The sequence below is a fragment of the Flavobacterium columnare NBRC 100251 = ATCC 23463 genome, from assembly GCF_002530675.1.
Classification (GTDB): Bacteria; Bacteroidota; Bacteroidia; order Flavobacteriales; family Flavobacteriaceae; genus Flavobacterium; species Flavobacterium columnare.
Genome location: NZ_PCMX01000119.1, coordinates 1 through 20,375, shown reverse-complemented (window position 1 = coordinate 20,375; position 20,375 = coordinate 1). Strand labels below are relative to the sequence as shown.

Below are 20,375 nucleotides of genomic sequence, written 5' to 3'. Positions count from 1 at the left end.
ATTTTTTATTTATTTATTTATTGAGGATCTTTTTACTGTAACAAAAAAAATATAATACGACTAATGGTCGTACTTCAACGGAATAAGAATAGAATCAAATTAATTTTAAAAATGTATATAAAAGGAATTACTTTATCAGTATTAGGCTTTCTTATGGCTAATTGTTATGATGCAAGAGAAGAGGTGATAACGGAGGTAGATAAAGAAGGATCCATTGAAACAGAAATGACTATTGAACCTATTGATAAAGAAAAAGATCTTGTCATTACGAAGCATAAAGTTTGGACAAATGGTGCTTTAAATAAAGAAGTTATTTATAAAGATACAGTACCAGCATTAGGAGAATATGAGGAAGAAAATGAAAATGGAGAAAAGATAAAGGGGAAAAAAGAATATGAAATATATTTTACAGCAAAATAAATGAAAAAGACGAGTATTATTAATCTAGTATTAGTGGCAACGATCACAGCTGCTTGTGGAAAAGAAGAAGAATGGGAAGGAGGAGGAGGATCTGACAGAAAAGTTTATTTGCGTTCAGATACTACAGCAGCTTATACCAAAAGCAAACATTATAATTATGTATCTTATTATGCTTTTAGACCTTATAGCTCTTCTTCAGGAGGTTTAAATACCTATTCCAAAAGAACGGGATATTATTCAGAGGGAATACATTCTAGTTCAAATGTAGGACATAATAGTAGTAAAGGAAGTATAAGTCGTGGAGGTTTTGGGCACTCAGGTTTTCATGTGTCGTCGTAAAAAAAATATATAGTCAAATTTTAAAAGTATATTACTTATAGAATGACTGTTGTTTAAATATAGCTAAACTAGAATGAATAGAATAGTAATTACTCCAAGAACTGATTGGAAAATAAAGGTAGAAGAACTGGGTTTTAATTTTCATTCTATAGAAGGAAAATATTGGGATGAATCCGTATTTTATGAGTTTTCTATAGATGAAATTACTAGAATTGAAAATGCTACTGCTCAATTATGGGAAATGTGTTTACATGCTGTAGAGTACGTAATTGAAAATGATTTATTTCATAGATTTCATATTCCTAGTTGGTTTATACCACATATAAAAAGAACTTGGGAAAATGAAGAGCCTTCTATTTACGGACGTTTTGATTTTTGTTATAAAAAGGAGAAATTAAAAATGTTAGAGTTTAATGCAGATACTCCTACGTCTTTATTTGAAGCGAGTATTGTACAGTGGTTTTGGTTGCAAGAATGTTATCCGTATTGCGATCAGTTTAATTCTATTCATGAGAAACTAATTGCTTATTGGAAATATGTTAAACCTTATTTAAAAGGCTCAAAATTACACTTTACTAGCGTACCAGACTCATTAGAAGATATTACTACAGTACGTTATTTACAAGATTGTGCAATGCAAGCAGGGCTAGACACGCATTATACATTTATAGATCAGTTGGGATGGGATAGTAATAATCAAATTTTTGTTGATGATAAAGACAGGAGTATTGCTTCTATTTTTAAATTATACCCCTATGAATGGATGGTTAATGAAGCGTTTGGGAAAAATATTATTTTAGATAAAAACGAAACCTTTTGGATTGAACCTAGTTGGAAAATGTTATTGTCTAACAAAGCTTTACTTCCTATTTTATGGGAACTATATCCAAATCATGAATTTTTATTAGCTTGTTATTTTGATTCACCTAAAAAATTAACCTCTTGGTGTGAAAAACCCATTTTATCAAGAGAAGGGGCTAATGTAAAATTAGTAAAAGAAGGAACTTTGTTAGTTAGCACAGCAGGAGAGTACGGAGAGGAAGGTTTTATATACCAAGAATTAGCTGAATTACCTGACTTTCAAGGGAATTATCCTTTGATAGGAAGTTGGATTATAGGACAAGAACCAGCCGGTATTGGTATAAGAGAATCAAAATCTTTAATAACAGATAATACTTCTCGTTTTGTACCTCATTTAATAAGATAAAATTTTTAAAATTATTTTATAGTATTTAAACAGATTTTATAAAATCTTACATAATTTCTTTTTAAAAAATTTTAAAATGGATTCTTATTTTTAGAATAAGTAGTTGAATGCAAAGGATATAATTAGCATTTTTGAAATTTAAAACTATTTCATAATGAACTCTTTTAAGCATGGCTGAGTATTCCTCTTTTATGGTATTTTGTTTAAAAACCTTAATCAGAATTTTATAGGTAGAATGATTTAAGTAGTTCGTAAAAGAATTGTTTTTTTTAAAGAAAAAATGATACATAGAGCTTTTTAATTCCCTTTTTTGTATTAAAACTTCGTCAATAAATTCAAAAGAAAATCTTTTGGATGCTCTTATCCATAGATCAAAATCCTCATAGGCTAATGATTCATCATACCCTCCTAATGATCTTAAGACATCTGATTTGATCATAGAAGAAACGGAGCACATTTTTTCTTTTCCAGCTAAAAGAGAAATATATATAAATCCTGAAGGAGGTAATTGGATTGTTTTTTTATTTGAATTAACAGGATAATAATACCCTAAATGTTTATCTTCCTCGTCAATGAGTTCTGAATTGCCATAAACTAAAGCTAAATCATTATATTTTGTATTCAAAAAAGTTTCGACTTGTTTTTTTACGCAATCTATTGTTAAAATATCATCAGCAGCTAAATCAATGATATATTTTCCTTTTGCACGTTTGAAAAGATTGTTGAAAGTTTTTGTATTTCCCAAATTATTTTCATTGGCTATAAAGAATACCTGAGGATGTTTTTCTATCCATTTTTTAATTACGTTCACTGATTCGTCTTGGCTTGCGTCATCAGCGATTAAGAGTTCAATATTTTTATAGGATTGATTCATGATAGAATCTAACGCTTTTGTTACAAAAGGGTCATGATTATAACATAAACAAATAATAGTAACAAGAGGTGTATTTTCCATTTGTTAAGTAGGATTTAATTTGATATTTCTAAATATTTTTGGTTGCCTTTTAGTCCCATTGAAAAGGCTTTTTTAAAATCAACCAGTTTTAAAAAACCTTGTTTTAAATCAAAAAAAAGTTTCAAGAAAAGCCAAAAAATAAATCTGTTTTTAAACATGTGGGTATACACGGCTCCGTATGCAAAATATTTTTCATTGCAATGAATTTTATCTGTAGTTGTAGGGTTAGGATGGGTTACAATGGTTTCAGGAATAAAATCAATTGGATACCCTTTTTTCTTTAAATCCCATAAAAATACAGCTTCTTCCCCGAGTCCAAATAAAGCATTTAATCCAAATAAAGCATTATATGTTAGATCTAAAGAATTAATGTTTTTTCTATTAATGGTTATCTCTATATTGGCTACATTTAGTATGTCTATGGCTTTGATATTTTTTTTCTTTTGAGACGGATATTTTTTTAATAAAGTTTTTTTATCTCTCTTTGCTTGAAAACAAATTACATGTGCATAGGGTTGGTTGTTGTAATTTTTAAAGATAATTTTTTGAAAATCTTTTTCAAAAACAACGTCATCATCAGATATTACAAGGATGGTTCCTTCAGCATTTTTTAATGCAATATTTCTACTTATAGATAAGCCAAGGGTATATGTGTTAATTATTCGTATGTTTTTATGATTACTATGTAGGATGTTTTCTGGAGTTGTTTGATTTATAATTAAGATGCGAAAGCAGATATTATTAAAATCAGGAAACATTTGATATAAAAATTCTAAAGAATTTCTATTCATTGTAGAAACCAATATTTCAATATCTTCTTCTTTTACCTTCATTTATAATTTTTTTGAACAAACTTATAAAATATTATTATTTAAATTCAATATGAATTAAAGTTATATTTTATAAATTAAATGTATTTTTGTTTTACAAACAAGCAATAATGAGTCCAAGAATTATTTCTATACCCAAAATAGAGGACACCCGTGGAAATCTTGGTATAATTGAAGGAAATACCTTACCTTTTTCGATCAAGCGGGTTTACTATTTATTTGATGTGCCTAGTAGTGCTTCAAGAGGAGGTCATGCTCATAAAGAACAATTAGAATTTTTGATTTCCATTTCAGGCAGTTTTGATGTATTAATAGATAATGGTGTAAATAAGGAAATCATAACATTAAATAAACCAGATAGAGGATTACTTATTCCTACTAGAATATGGAGAGAACTAGATAATTTTTCGTCAGGAGCGGTATGTTTAGTAATTTCTTCTGATGAATTTGATGAAGATGATTATATTAGAGACTATACAGATTTTGTAGAATATATTTCTAATTATAAATAGTAAAATCAAAACCTTTGCTTTTTAAAAAACGTTTAGAAACCAATAAACTGAGTAATACAATTCTAGGTAGGTGAAATAATATTCTGAATTTCCAACTAATGTTATTGGAAGAAATTTTATTGTAATAATCCTTAGCTTGTTTAAAATCCTTTGCCATTTTAAAATGCAAAGAATATTCCTTTCTGTAAACATCTAAGAATTGTTTTAAAGAATTATTATTATTTTCGGCTGCATTAAATTGCTCTAAATTGCATAATTTTTTTTGAGTTATAGGCGTTTTTGATAGTTGATTATTAACTATGAAATTATATTCTATTGTATAGCAACTGGTAATGGCTACAGGATAAGAAAGAGCTATTTGTGTAAAAAGTTCAAGGTCTTGACCGCTACTTACATTATTATTAAAAGAAAAACCTAATTCAAACAAAATTTTAGGAATTACTACTGCAGAAGGTAGTCCAACTCTATATATCAGGCTAGTTTTAAAATAATCAGTTAAAATACCTTTATAATCATTTGGAATTTCATAGGAATAACGAATAGGAATGCTCTTTTTTTTTGAAATCTTCATCAGATATCGACTGCAATACATTCCGCAATTAGGATATAATGAATAAAGTTGTTGTATTTCTTCTAAATGATTTTTTTCCCAAATATCATCAGCGTCTAGAAATGCTATTAATGAACCTTTTGCGTTTTTTATACCTAAATTTCTTGCACTAGAAACGCCTTTATTGGTTTGTTCAAAAATTTTTATTCTAGAATCGTTAATGGTTTTTACAATTTCTAAACTCTTATCTGTACTTCCATCATTGACAATGATTATTTCAAAATGAGTATACGTTTGATTGATTACACTAACCAAACTATTATAGATATAATCTTCTTTGTTATAAAGCGGTATAATTACAGAAAACATTAACATATTTTTTTGCATAAATAGCCTAATTTATATAAGTCTAATAAGAATAAAAAAGGCCTTCTTGATACTAAATTTTTTTTTATAAAAGGTTCTGAAAATTCAAAAAAGAAAGCAAAATAATTTTGGAGTTTATACTTTTTTACAATATAAAATATTTTTGTTAAACGAATATCTTTTTTATCAATAAACGAATTTTGAGTAGCAAAATAAGCATTTATACTTGCTTTTTTACATTTTTCTAAAAAAGTTGAAGAATTTTCTTCGTTTAGATGAATCAAAGGATTGTCTATGTGATGAATAAAAATTTGTTGTCTTTTTAATCTATTTATAAAAATCAAATCTTCATAACCATATTCTGTTATTTGATTATGAAAATAAAGGGTGTTAAAAATCTCTTTTTTTATAACTAAATTCCAACTAAAAGTAAAATCATAAGGATTTTTTAGTCTATGTGATAAGGATTTAATTTCTCTTTCATTGCCATATTTCCATCGTAAAATTTTGTCATTAGTTAGAGGTTTTAAAGGATATATGACACCTCCAAAAAGAAGAGAAACCGTATGGTTTAAATGATTTAAAATAGTTTTAATATAAACACTAGTAGCGGGAAAAGAATCAGCTTCAAGAATTAAAAGATATTTATATTGTGCCAAAGAAGCAAGAGTATTTAAATTCTTACCTCTTCCTAATTGTTCTTTAGAAATGCTAAATAAAGCATTTGGAAGTTGATTTATTCTTTGGTTTTCTAAATTTAATTCTGAGTTAGAAAAATCGTCTTGACAGAGTATTTCAAATACAATATTTTCTTCAACACATTGCTTATGAATTTCTAGTGTTAAAGGATAAATGTTATAATTGTAAGTAGGAATTAGTATAGAAAGCATTATTGATGATGATAAGGTTCATTTCGTAAAATAGTAAATCCTCTATAAATTTGTTCTATAAAAAATAAACGTACCATTTGATGGGAAAATGTCATGGCAGAAAGCGATATTTTTCCATTGGCTTTTTTGTATACAGAATCACTAAAGCCATAAGGACCACCAATTACAAAGACCAAGGTTTTAATTCCTGAGTTCATTTTTTTTTGTAGTTCTTCTGAGAAACCTACACTAGAAAGCGATTTGCCATTTTCATCTAAAAGGACTAAATAATCTGTGGTGGTAAGCTTAGCTAAAATTAATTCACCTTCTTTTTCTTTTTGTTGTGTCTCCGATAGATTTTTAGCATTTTTTATATCCGCTATAATTTCTAAATCAAATTTTACATAAAAAGACAAACGCTTGATATAATCATCAATGAGTGTTTGTAAATTTTTATTATCTGTTTTGCCAATAGCTATTAATCGGATGTTCATATAAATTTAAGAAATTATTACGAGCAAAAATACAAAGCAATTTTAAATTTTGCTGTTGAATTGTTATTTTTGCACAACAACACAACAAATTATATGTACAAACAACTTATCCGTCCGTTACTTTTTAGATTTGATCCAGAAGAAATACACTATTTTACTTTTAGTACCATTCGTTTATTAAACAAAATACCAGGAGTTTCTTTTTTTATTAAAATTAGATTTCAAATACAAGATAAACGTTTAGAAAGGGAAGTTTTTGGATTAAAATTTAAGAATCCAGTAGGACTTGCAGCAGGTTTTGATAAAGATGCTAAATTGTTTAATGAATTATCAGACTTTGGTTTTGGTTTTATAGAAATAGGGACACTAACACCTAAAGCACAAGAAGGGAATCCAAAAAAACGTTTGTTTCGATTGTTAGAAGATTCCGCTATTATTAATCGGATGGGATTTAATAATGGAGGAGTACAAGATGCCGTTCATCGTTTAAAAAAAAATAAAGGTGTACTTATAGGAGGTAATATAGGTAAAAATAAAGCAACTTTTAATGAAAACGCAGTAGATGATTATAAAATATGTTTTGAAGCATTGTATGATTATGTAGATTATTTTGTGGTTAATGTAAGTTCTCCTAATACCCCTGGTTTACGAGAATTACAAGATAAAGAACCCTTAACGAATCTCTTACGATCACTTCAAGAACTTAATTTTAAAAAATATGTAGGAGTTGAAGCCATGCAAGGTCAAGTAAAACCTATTTTGTTAAAAATTGCCCCTGATTTAACAAATGAGCAACTGTTGGATATTATAGATATAGTTAAAGATTCAAAGATTGCAGGAGTTATAGCCACAAACACCACTATTTCTAGAGAAGGATTGCAATCTGCCAATAAAAATGAAATAGGAGGACTTTCAGGTAAACCTCTAACCGACCGATCTACAGAAGTAATTCGCTTTTTGTCGGAAAATAGCAATCAAGCATTTCCCATTATTGGAGTAGGAGGTATTCATTCAGCACAAGATGCTATTGATAAATTAAGTGCTGGGGCTAGTTTGGTGCAATTATATACAGGTTTTATATACGAAGGACCAGCCTTAATAAAATCTATTAATAAAAAAATTTTAGAACAAGCCTAACTTTAGATAAAGATTCTTATGAATGCTGAAAATATTAAGTTAATAGAATGCCCCCGTGATGCCATGCAAGGCATAAAAGATTTTATACCAACAGATAAAAAAGTACAATACATACAGTCATTGTTACGTGTTGGTTTTGATACGATTGATGTTGGGAGCTTTGTTTCTGCAAAAGCAATTCCTCAAATGCAAGACACAGCTGAAGTCTTAGCTAAATTAGATTTGTCTAATACGCAAAGTAAGTTATTAGCTATAGTAGCTAATACACAAGGCGCTCAAAATGCAGTACAATATAAAGAAATTAACTATCTAGGTTTTCCTTTTTCTATTTCTGAAAATTTTCAAATGCGTAATACGCATAAAACGATAGCAGAGGCATTGGTAACATTACAAGAAATAATGAATATTACAGAACAGTCTAATAAAGAACTGGTTACCTATATATCTATGGGCTTTGGAAACCCTTATGGGGATCCTTGGAATGTAGAAATAGTAGGAGAGTGGACTGAAAAATTAGCTTCTATGGGGATTAAAATCCTATCTCTATCAGATACGATAGGTTCTTCTACACCTGATGTTATTGAATATTTATTTTCAAATCTGATTCCTAAATATCCAAAGATTGAATTTGGGGCTCATTTACATACCACTCCTGATAAATGGTTTGAAAAAATAGATAGCGCTTACAAAGCAGGTTGTAGACGTTTTGACGGTGCTATAAAAGGACACGGAGGGTGTCCTATGGCTACCGATAAACTTACAGGAAATATGCCTACAGAAAAAATGTTGTCTTATTTTACCTCTCAAAAAGCAAGTCATAATTTAAGTGCTATGAGTTTTGAAAGTGCTTATAATGAAGCCTTAAAAATCTTTAATTATTATCATTAATTGGATGAGTGTATTTTATTTTAAAATAATCTAAATAAATTTTTTTTATTTAGAATCAGTCTTTATATTTGCATTGTCTTATTTTTAAATGATCTAAATAAAATGTTTAAAATGAATTTCAATAAATTTTTATTAGCTTCTTTACCCGTATTTTCTTTGATAATTACCTCATGTTCTAAAGATGAACAAGTAATAAAAGACTATGCGCCTTATGCTACGCCAGCTACTTATACTTTTAATCGTAATGGTGTTACAACAGTTGATTTTAATGGTCAGAAGTCTAGAATTTTAATGCTCCAAGAAATAGCAGATTATGTTAAGACTCAAGGAGCTAGTGGTGCAAATGTAAGCGATGTCAAGTTATTAAATATGTACGCTAATGCAAATACCCCTTTTACAAATGGAGAATTAAATAGTTCTAAAACAAAACAATTAAGGGACAAAACGGCAGCATCATTAGATTATTTTTCATCTAATAGTGTAGAACAGGCAGAAGAAAGAGTTTTTTTTGAAAACAAATTACGAGAAGTAGGAAGTGCAGGGGCTGGCACCGCAACTGAAGGAGTTGCGGGTATTTTTGAAAAAAGATACTATTCGGCTAATGGTTTAGAACCCATTCAAGTGGTTTTAAAAGGACTAATGGGAGCTTGTTTCATAGATCAAATTTGTAATAACTATTTGAGCACAAAAAAATTAGATGCAGGTACTAATAGAGAAGATAATACAAATAAAAAGTTAGTTGTAGGTACTAATTATACAGAAATGGAGCATGCTTGGGATGAAGCGTATGGTTATGTTTATGGCGCTGGTCGTGATGCAGATGGAAAAAATGCTAAATTTTGGGATAGCTATATAGATCAAGTAAATGCAGATAAAGATTTTAATACTCTAAAAGGAGATATTAATTTAGCGTTTAGACTAGGGAGAGCAGCCATTGTAAATAATGATTATGTTACTCGTGATCTTCAAATAGCGATTATTAAAGAAAAATTAGCGAAGGTGGCGGCTGTGCGTGCAGTATATTATTTGATGGAAGGAAAGAAAAATTTAGTTGGTGGAGCTGCAAAAACTTTTCACGCATTATCTGAAGGATACGGTTTTATTAAATGTTTAAGATATACGAATAAACAAGGAACTAATAGTCCGTATCTATCTAAAAATGAAGTAGATGTTATCTTGAATAAATTAATGGCAGGTAGAAATGGCTTTTGGGATGTTGATTATTCTAAAAATAATCTAGAACTACTAGCAAAAGAGATTGCCGATAAATTTGGTTTTACAGTAGAACAAGCAGAAACTGTTAATTAAAAAATTATAATAAAAAGATATGACTAGCCAAGTACTAACACATATTAGTACTTGGTTATATTTGCATTAATAAAGAAGGTGTCTGAAAAGTCAAAACGGAGGAACGTCTAGTCTGTCACTTCGACAATAAAAGAAGTCACTTGATTAGTGTTATGTGGTTTGTTTCGCCTGTTTACTTCGTTCGAGCCTCTCTTTGGTAGGAATGATAAGATTGCAACCTTTTCGGATAGCATATATTTGTATTAATAAAGAAATTATGAGAAAAATATTTTTTGTACTTTTCTTGTCCTTATTGACAAGTTGTTCAGATGATAAAAAAATTGATGAACCTCAAATAACTATAGGAGATAATTATGATAAAAAAGCCATGCTTACCAACTGGGCAGAAAATATAATTATTCCTGCTTATAAAAATTATCAAATAGGGGTAGATAAACTTTATGAAGAGGTAACTGTTTTTAAACAAAATCCTACGATTGATAATTTAAATAAATTAAGGGCTTCATGGCTTAATTCATACAAAGCTTATCAGCATATAGCTTTTTTTAAAATAGGAAAAGCAGAAGATTTATATTTTATAGGTCACACGAATACATATCCTGTAAATGTCATAGAAATTAATAAGAATATAAATACCCAAACCTACAATCTTACGTCTTTATCACAATTTGATAAACAAGGCTATCCAGCTCTAGACTATATGCTTTACGGGTTAGCAGATACAGATAATGCCCTTTTAATGTTTTATACAGGAGTAGATGCTCAAAAATACAGAACCTATTTGACTGATTTAGTAACGGATTTAAAAAATAATGCTGAATTATTGGTAAATGATTGGAATAGTTTTAAAAATACATTTATTTCTAATACAAATAATACTAATTCTGGGGCTGTAAATTTAATAGTGAATGCCTACATTGAATACTTCGAAAAACACATTCGATTAGGTAAAGTAGGTTATCCCGCAGGAAAATTTTCTAGTGGTGTTCAACCCAATAAAGTGGAAGCTTATTTTAACAAAGAAGTGTCTAAAATTTTATTAAATGAAGCTATAAAAGCAAGTGCTGATTTTTTTAATGGAAAATACTTTTCGAGCAATCAAACAGGACCTTCCTTAAAAAGCTATCTGGATCATTTAAATGTACAAAGAAATAATAAATTATTAAGTACTATTATTAATGATCAGTTTTCATTGATACAAATAAAAAACAATCTTCTGGATAATAACTTTGTAAATCAGATAAACACGGATAATAACAAGATGTTAGAAGCCTATGATGCTATGCAAATTAATGTGTCTTATTTTAAAGTAGATATGTTAACAGCACTTAATATTGCAGTAGGATATGTTGATTCAGATGGGGATTAATATTCGTACATATTTAAAAAAAACATCATTTTCCGAAACGTTAGCTTTTTATAGGATAGCGTTTGGTTTGATGATGTTTTTTAGCATTGTTCGTTTTTGGAGTTATGGATGGATAGAAAGCCTGTATATAACTCCCAAATATCATTTCACTTACTTCGGATTCGAATGGGTTAAACCAATAGGAGTTTATACTTATTTTATTTTTCTTATCTGTGGGCTCTCGGCCTTATTTGTTGCTTTAGGGTATCGTTATAAGCTTGCTATTATGTCCTTTTTTCTTAGTTTTACTTATGTAGAACTAATGGATAAAACTACCTATTTAAATCACTATTATTTTATCTCTATAATTAGCTTTATTCTCATTTTTCTTCCTGCAAGTTGTAATTATTCTTTAGACGTATATTTAGATAGGTCCAAGTTACGTTCACACATTCCACAATGGACTATTGATATTTTAAAATTCATGTTGGGAATAGTGTATTTTTATGCAGGACTAATAAAACTAAATTCAGACTGGTTGCTAGAAGCTCAACCTTTAAAAACTTGGCTTCCTATGAATTCAGGCTTGCCAATCATAGGTACATTTTTGCTTAAGAATTGGGTTCATTATGCTATGAGTTGGGCAGGTGCGATTTATGACTTATCCATCCCTTTTTTATTATTAAATAAAAGAACCAGGATAGTTGGATTTATATTTGTAGTTCTATTTCATATTTTTACAAAAATATTATTTCCTATTGGCGTTTTCCCTTATGTAATGATCGTAAGTACCTTGATCTATTTTTCTTCTAATTTTCACAAAAAAGTATTAGAAAAAATAATTAAAATCCTACATATTTCTAGTTCTCGATTTAAAGGAATCTATGATACTAAAGTTAAGACTTCCAAAAGTTTAGTGATTTTTTTAGGCTTATTTATGCTGTTTCAATTAGTTTTTCCTTTTAGATATTTATTGTACCCTGAAGAATTATTTTGGACAGAAGAAGGTTTTCGTTTTTCTTGGCGTGTAATGCTAATGGAAAAAGCAGGATATACACAATTTAGAGTTGTAGATCAAACAGGTAAAGTAGCATTAGTGGATAACCGCGACTTTTTAACCCCTTTTCAGGAAAAACAAATGTCTTTTCAGCCCGATTTTATATTAGAATATGCTCATATTCTTAAAAAACACTACACACAAAATGGCTTTATAAACCCTAAAATATACGTAGAAAGCTTTGTGGCTCTTAATGGTCGATTGAGTCAGCCTTATATAAATCCTAATATAGATTTAGGATCAGAGAAAGAATCGTTCAAACATAAAACATGGATTTTACCATTTAAAGATGAAATTAAAGGATTTTAAATGTATGCTACTGCTATTAGTAGTTACAAAAATGTTTTCGCAAAATACCATAATTGGTAAAGTTGTTTCTAATGGAATAGGAGTTTCACAAGTTGAAATATTAGATAAAAATTTAAATCTAAATTACTTTACTGATTCAAATGGAAATTTCACACTAAAAAAGGGAAGTCCAACAAACTTAGTTTTTTATAAAGAAGGTTACGAAATTATAGAGAAAAAAATTATTCCATCAGCTCAATTACAAATTATAGAAATAGAGCAGTTGAAAAAGTTATCAGAAGTGAAAATAGTTAGTCAACGCCAAAAAATAAGTGCTATTAGAACTTTAAAGGACGTTGAAGAAACGGCTATATATGCTGGAAAAAAAACAGAAGTAATAGTAGTAAATAATTTAACAGCTAATAAAGCCATAAATAATGCGCGTCAAATTTTTTCGCAAGTTGTAGGTATTACAATGAATGAAAGTATTGATGGAGGATTACAATTATCAATAGGGGGGCGTGGTTTAGATCCTAATAGAACAGCTAATTTTAATACACGACAGAATGACTATGATATTAGTGCAGATGTGCTAGGGTATCCCGAAAGTTATTATGCTACTCCAACAGAAGCTATAGAAGAAATTCAGGTAATCAGAGGAGCTGCGTCTCTTCAGTATGGGACGCAATTTGGAGGAATGATTAACTTTAAAATAAAAAAGCCAAGTACTAAACCTTTAGAAGCCGTTTCTCGTTTTACAGCAGGTTCATTTAATACATTCGCTAACTTTACAAGCTTGAGCGGTACAAAAGATAAATGGAGTTATTATACCTTTTACAATTATAAGAAAGGAGACGGATTCAGGCCTAATTCAAATTTTGAATCAAAGAATTACTTTGGGAATTTAAATTATAAATTATCCGATAAAACTTCACTTCATCTTGATTATACACATTTTAATTATTTAGCCAAACAACCTGGAGGTTTGACCAATGGCATGTTTGTAAATGATCCTTTTCAAAGCAACCGATCACGTAATTGGTTTTCTGTAAATTGGAATTTATTTGCTTTACGCTTAAAACACAAGTTTAATAATGATGCGGATTTCTCATTACAATTATTCGGATTAGATGCTTATAGAAAAGCGTTAGGATATCGTTCGAATAGAGTTTCTAACCCAGATACTCCTAATACAGAAAGAGATTTAATTATAGGTGAATTTATAAATTGGGGAGCAGAAGCACGATATCTCTATAAATACAATTTATGGAACAAACGGAATGCTTTTTTAATAGGAGCCAAATATTATCAATCTAAAAATTCAGGGATACAAGGTCCTGGAAGCTCTACTTCAGATGCTGATTTTAAAATTGCGGATAAAGAATTTCCATACTATCAGAACCAATCATCATATAGCTATCCAAACCTTAATATATCATTATTTGGTGAAAATATATTTAAAATAACCGATCATTTTTCAATTACGCCAGGTTTTAGATATGAATATATTAAAACACAAGCTGTTGGTTTCTTTAGAGTAATTAATAGAGATCTAGCAGGAAACATAAATATAGATAAAACAGAGTTTGAAGATAGAATTTTTGAAAGAAAATTTGCATTACTTGGACTTGGTTTTAGTTATAAACCTAAATATGGTTTAGAATTATACGCTAATCTAACACAAAACTATCGCTCAGTAACTTTTAATGATATAAGAACCGCTAGTCCTAGTATTGTTGTAGCAGATGATATAACTGATGAAAAAGGATACGGTTCAGACATTGGCCTCCGAGGAAAAATAGGAAACATAATAAGTTTTGATATTAACGGATTTGGCTTATTATATGATAATAAAATTGGCGAATATAGCGCCCGTGATCCCAAAGGATTAAAACCGGATGTACGCTTAAGAGATAATATTGGAACAGGTATTACTTATGGAGTTGAATCATTAGTTACTATCAATTTTTTAAAAATGATAGTACCCGATAATTTAAACTTTAAATTTGATGGATTTTCAAATATATCCATAACAAAGTCTAAATATATAAAATCAGATATTCCTAATATAAAAGACAACCATGTTGAGTTTGTACCTCTTCATAATCTAAAAACAGGATTAAGTTTGGGATACAAAAATCTATTAGTTAGTACACAATATACTTACGTATCATCACAATTTACAGATGCTTCTAATAGAATTTCTGACCAAAATGACTTATCAGGTATATTTGGTGGAATTCCTTCGTATAATGTGTTGGACGTATCTGCTTCTTATAAATTTAATCGTTTTAAATTAGAAGCTAGTATTAATAATTTGACTAATAACAAATACTTTACCAAAAGAGCAACAGGATATCCAGGCCCAGGTATCATCCCTTCAGAACCTAGAGTTTATTATGTAACGCTAGAAATTAAATTGTAATTTAATGTAGAAAATAACATAAATCTGTTTTTAGACTAAAATTCCATTTTGATTTATTTAATAAAAATGGAATTTTCTTTTTTAACCCAGATTACGCATCAGACTTCGTTATGAAATCTAAAAATACAATAAAAATGAGTGCTCACGGACTTTTTGAAATATTCGAATATATTAATATTTTCAATATTTCAAAAAGGAGTAAGTGCTTATTTTTGAAGTAGTTTTAGGTTAGAATAGATTTCTAATACGTAATTTGGATTTAAAGGAAAGGAATAAAATTACGATTCTCCTTCATGATCAAAGTAGCCTTTAACTTTAACCTTAGTAGAAAAGAAATTTAAAAATAAAACAACAAAAGATAAAAAAAACATAGATTGTATACTTACTAAAACGCGTCCTAATAAAGTTATAGGATAAAAATCGCCATATCCTATAGAATTAGATGTAATAAGACTAAAATAAATAGGCTCAAACCAATGTTTAAAAGGCTTATTCATTTGATTACCCATAGCATATAATACCCCAAATCCAATAACAACTTCGGCATAATTTAAAAATAATAGTAACATAGAACGTTTATATGAACGAGGCCTTGAAAACAAATCTGAAGCAAATATTAAAGTAGGAATATAAAAAAAAGTTTCCAGTAAAAGATAAATCATTATACTAATGATAAAGATATTATTTTGCCATCCATTTATTAAGATAATAAGAGGAAAAACAACCTTAGCTACTACATAAAAATCTATACTAATGTCTTCGTACTCAAAATTTATTTTGTGCGCAAGCTGCTTTATATAAATTCCAGGAAAAAGCAGCTGAGAAGAAGATAAAAGTAAACGTACAATTTTTTCAATACCGCTATCATCCTGATGATCATTATTCCATATAGAAAGGATATTTAGTATTCGTTTTTTTATAGGATTGTGTTTAGGCTTATCTTTTTTATGCTGTTTTCCTAAAAATAGGTTTTTATAAAAATGTTTTAAAGGCATGGTAAAAATATTACAATGTTAAAAGATAAATATTTCAGAAATGATTTAATTTTTGAGAACCTAATAATAAAGATAAATCCTATAAAAACATTTCTAAAAATTGTAGAATTACAAATATACATTTTCAAAAGATACCATTACTAATAAAAGTAAAGTTATTAGAACAAGTAGTATAGAGTATTTATTATAAAAAAAGAAATAACAATTCAGTCATCAGAATTTACAATTCAGCATTAATTAGTTTTTTTAAAGTTCATAGTTTTTCAATTTTGGATAGTAAAATAAGTAAACCAATGAAAAAAATAGTAAATTTTTTAATGATTGTTTTTACTACTTTTTCTTTTTCACAAACTAAAATAGAAGGAAAAGTAATCGATAAAAAACAGCATCCTATTTCAGGTGCTAATGTTTTTATAGAAGGAACTTACGATGGAAGTACGACCTTAATAGATGGAACTTTTTATTTTGAAACCTATGAAAAAGGAGTACAAAATTTAATTATAAACCAGTTAGGGTTTGATGAATTAAAAGTGCCAATAAACATAGAAAACAATCAAATAAATACCTATATCTTAAAAACTACTATAAATGCCTTAGATGCTGTAACAATTACTGCGGGAACTATTAAAGCAGGAGATAATAGCAAAGCATCAGCCTTAAAACCACTAGACATATTAACTACAGCCGGTGCCTTAGGTGATGTTGTAGGAGCTTTTCAAACAATGCCAGGAGCACAAATAAATGGAGAAAGCGGTCGTTTGTTTGTTAGAGGTGGCGAAAGTGATGAAACACAAACTTACATAGATGGAATTAGAGTAGCGCAACCTTATGGGGTTACACCAAACAATTTGCCTACTCGAAGCCGATTTTCTCCCTTATTGTTCAATGGAATGACATTTTCTACAGGAGGGTATTCAGCAGAATTTGGAGATGCTTTATCGAGCGTTTTGCTAATGAATACAATTAATGAACCAGAAATAGAAAAAACTGATTTTGCAATCATGTCAATAGGCACCTCAATAGGTAAGACTAAAAAATGGAAAAAAGGTTCATTAAGTTTAAATACCTCCTATATTAATTTAGGACCTTATCAATGGTTAATACCCCAAAATATTCAATGGAATAAACCCTATCAGACTTTGGGAGGTGAAAGTATTTTAAGACAAAAATTAAATAATGGAATTTTTAAGTTTTATGTAGCATTAGATCATTCTTCATTTGATTTAAATCAAACAGAAATAGGTACATTAATCTTAAAAAGAATTCATAATACGAATAACAATCTATATCTAAACTCTTTTTATAAAAAAACGTTTATCGATAATTGGACCCTTACAACAGGGGGGAGTTTAGGTAGAAATGAAATAAATATGTTCGTGAAACAAGATGATTTATATACAAAAGAATTGGCAACACATCTGAAATTAAAAATAGATAAAAAATTTTCAAATAGATTTACATTATCTTTTGGTGGAGATTATTTTTATACTCGCTTTAATGAAAAATACACACTTGAAAATAAAACAGAATATAAATTAGGTTATCAAAGCCAAATAGGAGCATTATTTGCAGAATCAGATTTGTACCTATCAAATGATTTTGCATTAAAATTAGGTACTCGTTTTACATACAATAGTTTGATAAACCAAAAGATATTAGAACCAAGAGCATCACTAGCCTATAAAATTTCAAAAAACAACCAATTTTCATTTGCCTATGGTGATTTTCACCAAGCACCTAAACAAGATTATTTAAAATATACAGCTTCATTAGACTTTGAAGACACACATCACTATATTTTAAATTATTTATATACTGCCAATAAAAGAACACTTCGTGCCGAATTCTATTTCAAAAACTACAAAAACCTTATAAAATACAATACAATACAACCCTTATACAATTCGCAATTTACTAATACAGGACATGGGTATGCACAAGGAATAGATCTGTTTTGGAGAGATAATAATACGTTTAAAAAACTAGAATATTGGATAAGTTATAGCTACATTGATAGCAAGCGTGATTTTAAAAATTATTTGCATGGAGTAACTCCCCCCTTTGTAGCTAATCATACCTTATCATTAGTCGGTAAATATTGGATAGAAGAGTGGAAATCCCAAATAAGTATAACAAATAGTTTTGCTACAGGTAGACCTTATAACAATCCCAACGAATCACAGTTTATGAATGGCAAAACCAAAGCCTATAATAATTTAAGTCTTAGTTGGGCCTACTTATTAACAACTCAAAAGATACTTTATTTTTCAATATCAAATGTTTTAGGACGCGATAATGTATTTGGTTATCAATATGCCCCAAAAGCAGATTCAAACGGTGTTTTTCAAAGAGAAACTATTGCTCAACCAGCTAATCGTTTTTTCTTTATAGGCTTTTTTTGGACAATAAGTAAGGATAAAAAAAACAATCAATTAGAAAATTTATAGATTAGAAAAAAGATGTCGTTATTATTTATCAATCAATAACAATTCATCTATAAAAAATTACAGTTCAGTTAGATTTCGTTTTTAAAGCATACTACTTACAGTAATTTTGAAATAGAAAAAAGAGAACATTCAAAAACAATTAAATTTAAAAATTATGGTACGTCTTTTAACATTTTTAGCATTTATAATCAGTTCAGTAATCTTTGGACAAGAAGGAAAATATGAACAAGCCATGGGAAAAGCATTAGCAACTTGGAAAGAAGGGAAAACAATGGAAGCATCTGCTATTTTTGAACGGATAGCATCCGCTGAAAAAAAACAATGGTTGCCAGATTATTACATTGCCTTGATTAATTGCACAGAAGCATTTAATCCAATAAATAAAGAAAAAAGTACAGACCTAATAAATAAAGCACAAACAGCATTAGAAAGTGCTAAAAATAAAAGTATTAAAAATGAAGAAATCAATATATTACAAGCACTAATCTATCTAGTAACTTTAGTTCAAGATCCTATGAATAATTCTATAAAATATTCACCATTAGTCATGACTGAATACCAAACAGCTTTAATCATTAACCCTAATAACCCACGTGCTGTTTTTGGAAAGGCAGAGTTTGAATTAGGAGGTGCTAAGTGGACAGGAGTTGATACAAAACCATTATGTGCAGAAATAAATCGGTCATTAGAACTTTTTGCTAATTTTAAACCTGAATCACCCTTACACCCAAAATGGGGATTTGAAAGAGCAAAACAAGTTGCAACTACTTGTAAATAATAAAATAAAAATAGAATAAAAAGACATCAAATGAATAAATGGATTAAAACAATACCTACAGCTATTTTAATTAGCTTTTTTATAGGACTAGCATTGTTATTTATCAACTATCTTAATGGGGCAATTATAACTTGGACTTATTTAAAGTGGAGCTTTTTTTATGCTTTTCTTTATGGAATAAGTTTGTATTACGCTAATGGTATTGTTTTTGTCTTTTTTGATCGTCTGTTTAAAGAAAATAGATTTGCTCCAAAACGACTTATTTTAGGAGGAATAACTTCCTTTAGTATATCGTTATTAATGATTTTTTTTCTAAGAATTTTTGAAAGTGTAATACTAGATAATGAAACTTTTTTAGAGTTTATAAAAAACGAAAAAGCCTCTAATTATGTAGTCTCTATGGTTATTACCTTAATTGTTACTTTAGGTCTATATTTATTTCATTTCTATAAAAATTATCAAGAATACAAACTCACAGAGCAAAAAGTAATAGCAGGTACAGCTTCTGCTAAATTTGAAACATTAAAAAATCAAATAGATCCCCATTTTTTATTCAATAGTTTAAATGTTTTAAGTTCCCTAATTGAAGAAAATCCAGAACAAGCACAACGATTTACTACCTCATTATCTAAAATTTACCGATATGTTTTAGAACAAAAAGATAAAGAATTAGTATCGGTAGAAGAAGAATTATCTTTTGCAAAAACGTATATGAATTTACTTAAAATGAGGTTTGAAAATAGCTTAAGCTTTGAATTGCCCATACATTTTAATAATTCAGATGCTAGAGTAGTTCCTCTTTCTCTTCAATTACTTTTAGAAAACACTATTAAACATAATGTAGTAAGTGAAAAAAAACCATTGTACATAAAAATTTTTATAGAAAACAATTATTTAGTAGTAGAAAACAATTTACAAAAAAAAGAAGTATTACAAAAACATAAAGGAGTAGGGTTGCAAAATATTATTAATCGTTATGGATTAATTTCTTATCGGAAAGTTTTAATTCAACAAACCAATACTTATTTTAGGGTTTATATCCCTATTTTAACAAAAAAAATAGCTATTATGGAAACACAAGATATTTACAATGAAAATTTAGCCTTTACTAAAGCTAAAGAAAGAGTAGAAAAATTAAAATCTTTTTATGCAAATTTAATAT

General features: G+C 28.6%; 19 protein-coding genes. 13 read left to right on the top strand and 6 right to left on the bottom strand.

Annotated elements, in window-relative coordinates:
• The first annotated feature begins 111 nt into the window (after positions 1-111).
• The 3 genes from B0A78_RS13040 to B0A78_RS13030 all read left to right on the top strand — a co-directional run bounded on the left by B0A78_RS13040 (position 112) and on the right by B0A78_RS13030 (position 1,966).
• Positions 112-420, top strand: coding sequence for a hypothetical protein (locus tag B0A78_RS13040; RefSeq protein WP_014164711.1), 309 nt, complete (start codon positions 112-114; stop codon positions 418-420).
• Positions 421-759, top strand: coding sequence for a hypothetical protein (locus B0A78_RS13035; protein WP_014164710.1), 339 nt, complete (start codon positions 421-423; stop codon positions 757-759). It abuts the gene before it with no gap.
• 73 nt (positions 760-832) lie between these two features.
• Entirely contained in the window at positions 833-1,966 is a 1,134-nt protein-coding gene (locus tag B0A78_RS13030; RefSeq protein ID WP_014164709.1) for a glutathionylspermidine synthase family protein, read from the top strand.
• 61 nt (positions 1,967-2,027) lie between these two features.
• On the opposite strand, the gene B0A78_RS13025 is transcribed toward B0A78_RS13030, so the two are convergent.
• Positions 2,028-2,921: a glycosyltransferase family 2 protein gene (locus B0A78_RS13025; protein ID WP_097609742.1), complete on the bottom strand. Its 894-nt coding sequence runs from the start codon at positions 2,919-2,921 to the stop codon at positions 2,028-2,030.
• A gap of 14 nt (positions 2,922-2,935) precedes the next feature.
• Entirely contained in the window at positions 2,936-3,754 is an 819-nt protein-coding gene (locus B0A78_RS13020) for a glycosyltransferase family 2 protein (protein WP_097609741.1), read from the bottom strand.
• Positions 3,755-3,861: 107 nt separating this feature from the next.
• Between B0A78_RS13020 and B0A78_RS13015 the strand changes: the two genes are divergently transcribed.
• A complete protein-coding gene (locus tag B0A78_RS13015; protein ID WP_014164706.1) occupies positions 3,862-4,263 on the top strand; it encodes a sugar 3,4-ketoisomerase in 402 nt (133 codons plus the stop codon).
• On the opposite strand, the gene B0A78_RS13010 is transcribed toward B0A78_RS13015, so the two are convergent.
• From B0A78_RS13010 to rlmH, 3 genes are read right to left on the bottom strand one after another with little or no spacing between them, the layout of a single operon-like run.
• On the bottom strand, positions 4,250-5,182 hold the full coding sequence (locus tag B0A78_RS13010) for a glycosyltransferase family 2 protein (RefSeq protein ID WP_158308435.1): 933 nt from the start codon (positions 5,180-5,182) through the stop codon (positions 4,250-4,252). The two genes, B0A78_RS13015 and B0A78_RS13010, sit on opposite strands and share 14 nt — an antisense overlap.
• Positions 5,182-6,069, bottom strand: coding sequence for a glycosyltransferase (locus tag B0A78_RS13005; protein WP_014164704.1), 888 nt, complete (start codon positions 6,067-6,069; stop codon positions 5,182-5,184). Before B0A78_RS13005 ends, B0A78_RS13010 begins: the two co-directional genes overlap by 1 nt.
• On the bottom strand, positions 6,069-6,542 hold the full coding sequence (gene rlmH / locus B0A78_RS13000; protein ID WP_014164703.1) for a 23S rRNA (pseudouridine(1915)-N(3))-methyltransferase RlmH: 474 nt from the start codon (positions 6,540-6,542) through the stop codon (positions 6,069-6,071). Before rlmH ends, B0A78_RS13005 begins: the two co-directional genes overlap by 1 nt.
• A gap of 93 nt (positions 6,543-6,635) precedes the next feature.
• Between rlmH and B0A78_RS12995 the strand changes: the two genes are divergently transcribed.
• From B0A78_RS12995 to B0A78_RS12970, 6 genes are all read left to right on the top strand, one after another.
• Positions 6,636-7,679, top strand: coding sequence for a quinone-dependent dihydroorotate dehydrogenase (locus tag B0A78_RS12995; protein ID WP_097609740.1), 1,044 nt, complete (start codon positions 6,636-6,638; stop codon positions 7,677-7,679).
• An 18-nt stretch (positions 7,680-7,697) separates the two neighbouring features.
• Entirely contained in the window at positions 7,698-8,567 is an 870-nt protein-coding gene (locus tag B0A78_RS12990) for a hydroxymethylglutaryl-CoA lyase (protein ID WP_014164701.1), read from the top strand.
• 111 nt (positions 8,568-8,678) lie between these two features.
• The gene (locus B0A78_RS12985) at positions 8,679-9,875 is read left to right on the top strand and encodes a DUF4856 domain-containing protein (protein ID WP_102135422.1); all 1,197 of its coding nucleotides are present in this window, start codon (positions 8,679-8,681) and stop codon (positions 9,873-9,875) included.
• Positions 9,876-10,131: 256 nt separating this feature from the next.
• Positions 10,132-11,244 carry an imelysin family protein gene (locus B0A78_RS12980; RefSeq protein ID WP_041253343.1) on the top strand — a complete coding sequence of 371 codons (1,113 nt, stop codon included), beginning with the start codon at positions 10,132-10,134 and terminating at the stop codon, positions 11,242-11,244.
• Positions 11,234-12,589: an HTTM domain-containing protein gene (locus B0A78_RS12975; RefSeq protein ID WP_014164698.1), complete on the top strand. Its 1,356-nt coding sequence runs from the start codon at positions 11,234-11,236 to the stop codon at positions 12,587-12,589. Before B0A78_RS12980 ends, B0A78_RS12975 begins: the two co-directional genes overlap by 11 nt.
• Positions 12,570-14,993, top strand: coding sequence for a TonB-dependent receptor family protein (locus tag B0A78_RS12970; protein WP_097609739.1), 2,424 nt, complete (start codon positions 12,570-12,572; stop codon positions 14,991-14,993). The genes B0A78_RS12975 and B0A78_RS12970 overlap by 20 nt, the downstream gene beginning before the upstream one ends.
• Positions 14,994-15,271: 278 nt before the next feature.
• Here the strand turns inward: B0A78_RS12970 and B0A78_RS12965 are convergent, their stop codons facing one another.
• The gene (locus tag B0A78_RS12965) at positions 15,272-15,988 is read right to left on the bottom strand and encodes a potassium channel family protein (RefSeq protein ID WP_065213530.1); all 717 of its coding nucleotides are present in this window, start codon (positions 15,986-15,988) and stop codon (positions 15,272-15,274) included.
• A gap of 293 nt (positions 15,989-16,281) precedes the next feature.
• Between B0A78_RS12965 and B0A78_RS12960 the strand changes: the two genes are divergently transcribed.
• The 3 genes from B0A78_RS12960 to B0A78_RS12950 all read left to right on the top strand — a co-directional run.
• Positions 16,282-18,435: a TonB-dependent receptor gene (locus B0A78_RS12960; RefSeq protein WP_097609738.1), complete on the top strand. Its 2,154-nt coding sequence runs from the start codon at positions 16,282-16,284 to the stop codon at positions 18,433-18,435.
• 154 nt (positions 18,436-18,589) lie between these two features.
• Entirely contained in the window at positions 18,590-19,213 is a 624-nt protein-coding gene (locus B0A78_RS12955; RefSeq protein WP_014164694.1) for a hypothetical protein, read from the top strand.
• 30 nt (positions 19,214-19,243) lie between these two features.
• Positions 19,244-20,375 (top strand): sensor histidine kinase (locus tag B0A78_RS12950; RefSeq protein ID WP_097609737.1); only part of this gene is annotated, 1,132 nt, incomplete at its 3' end.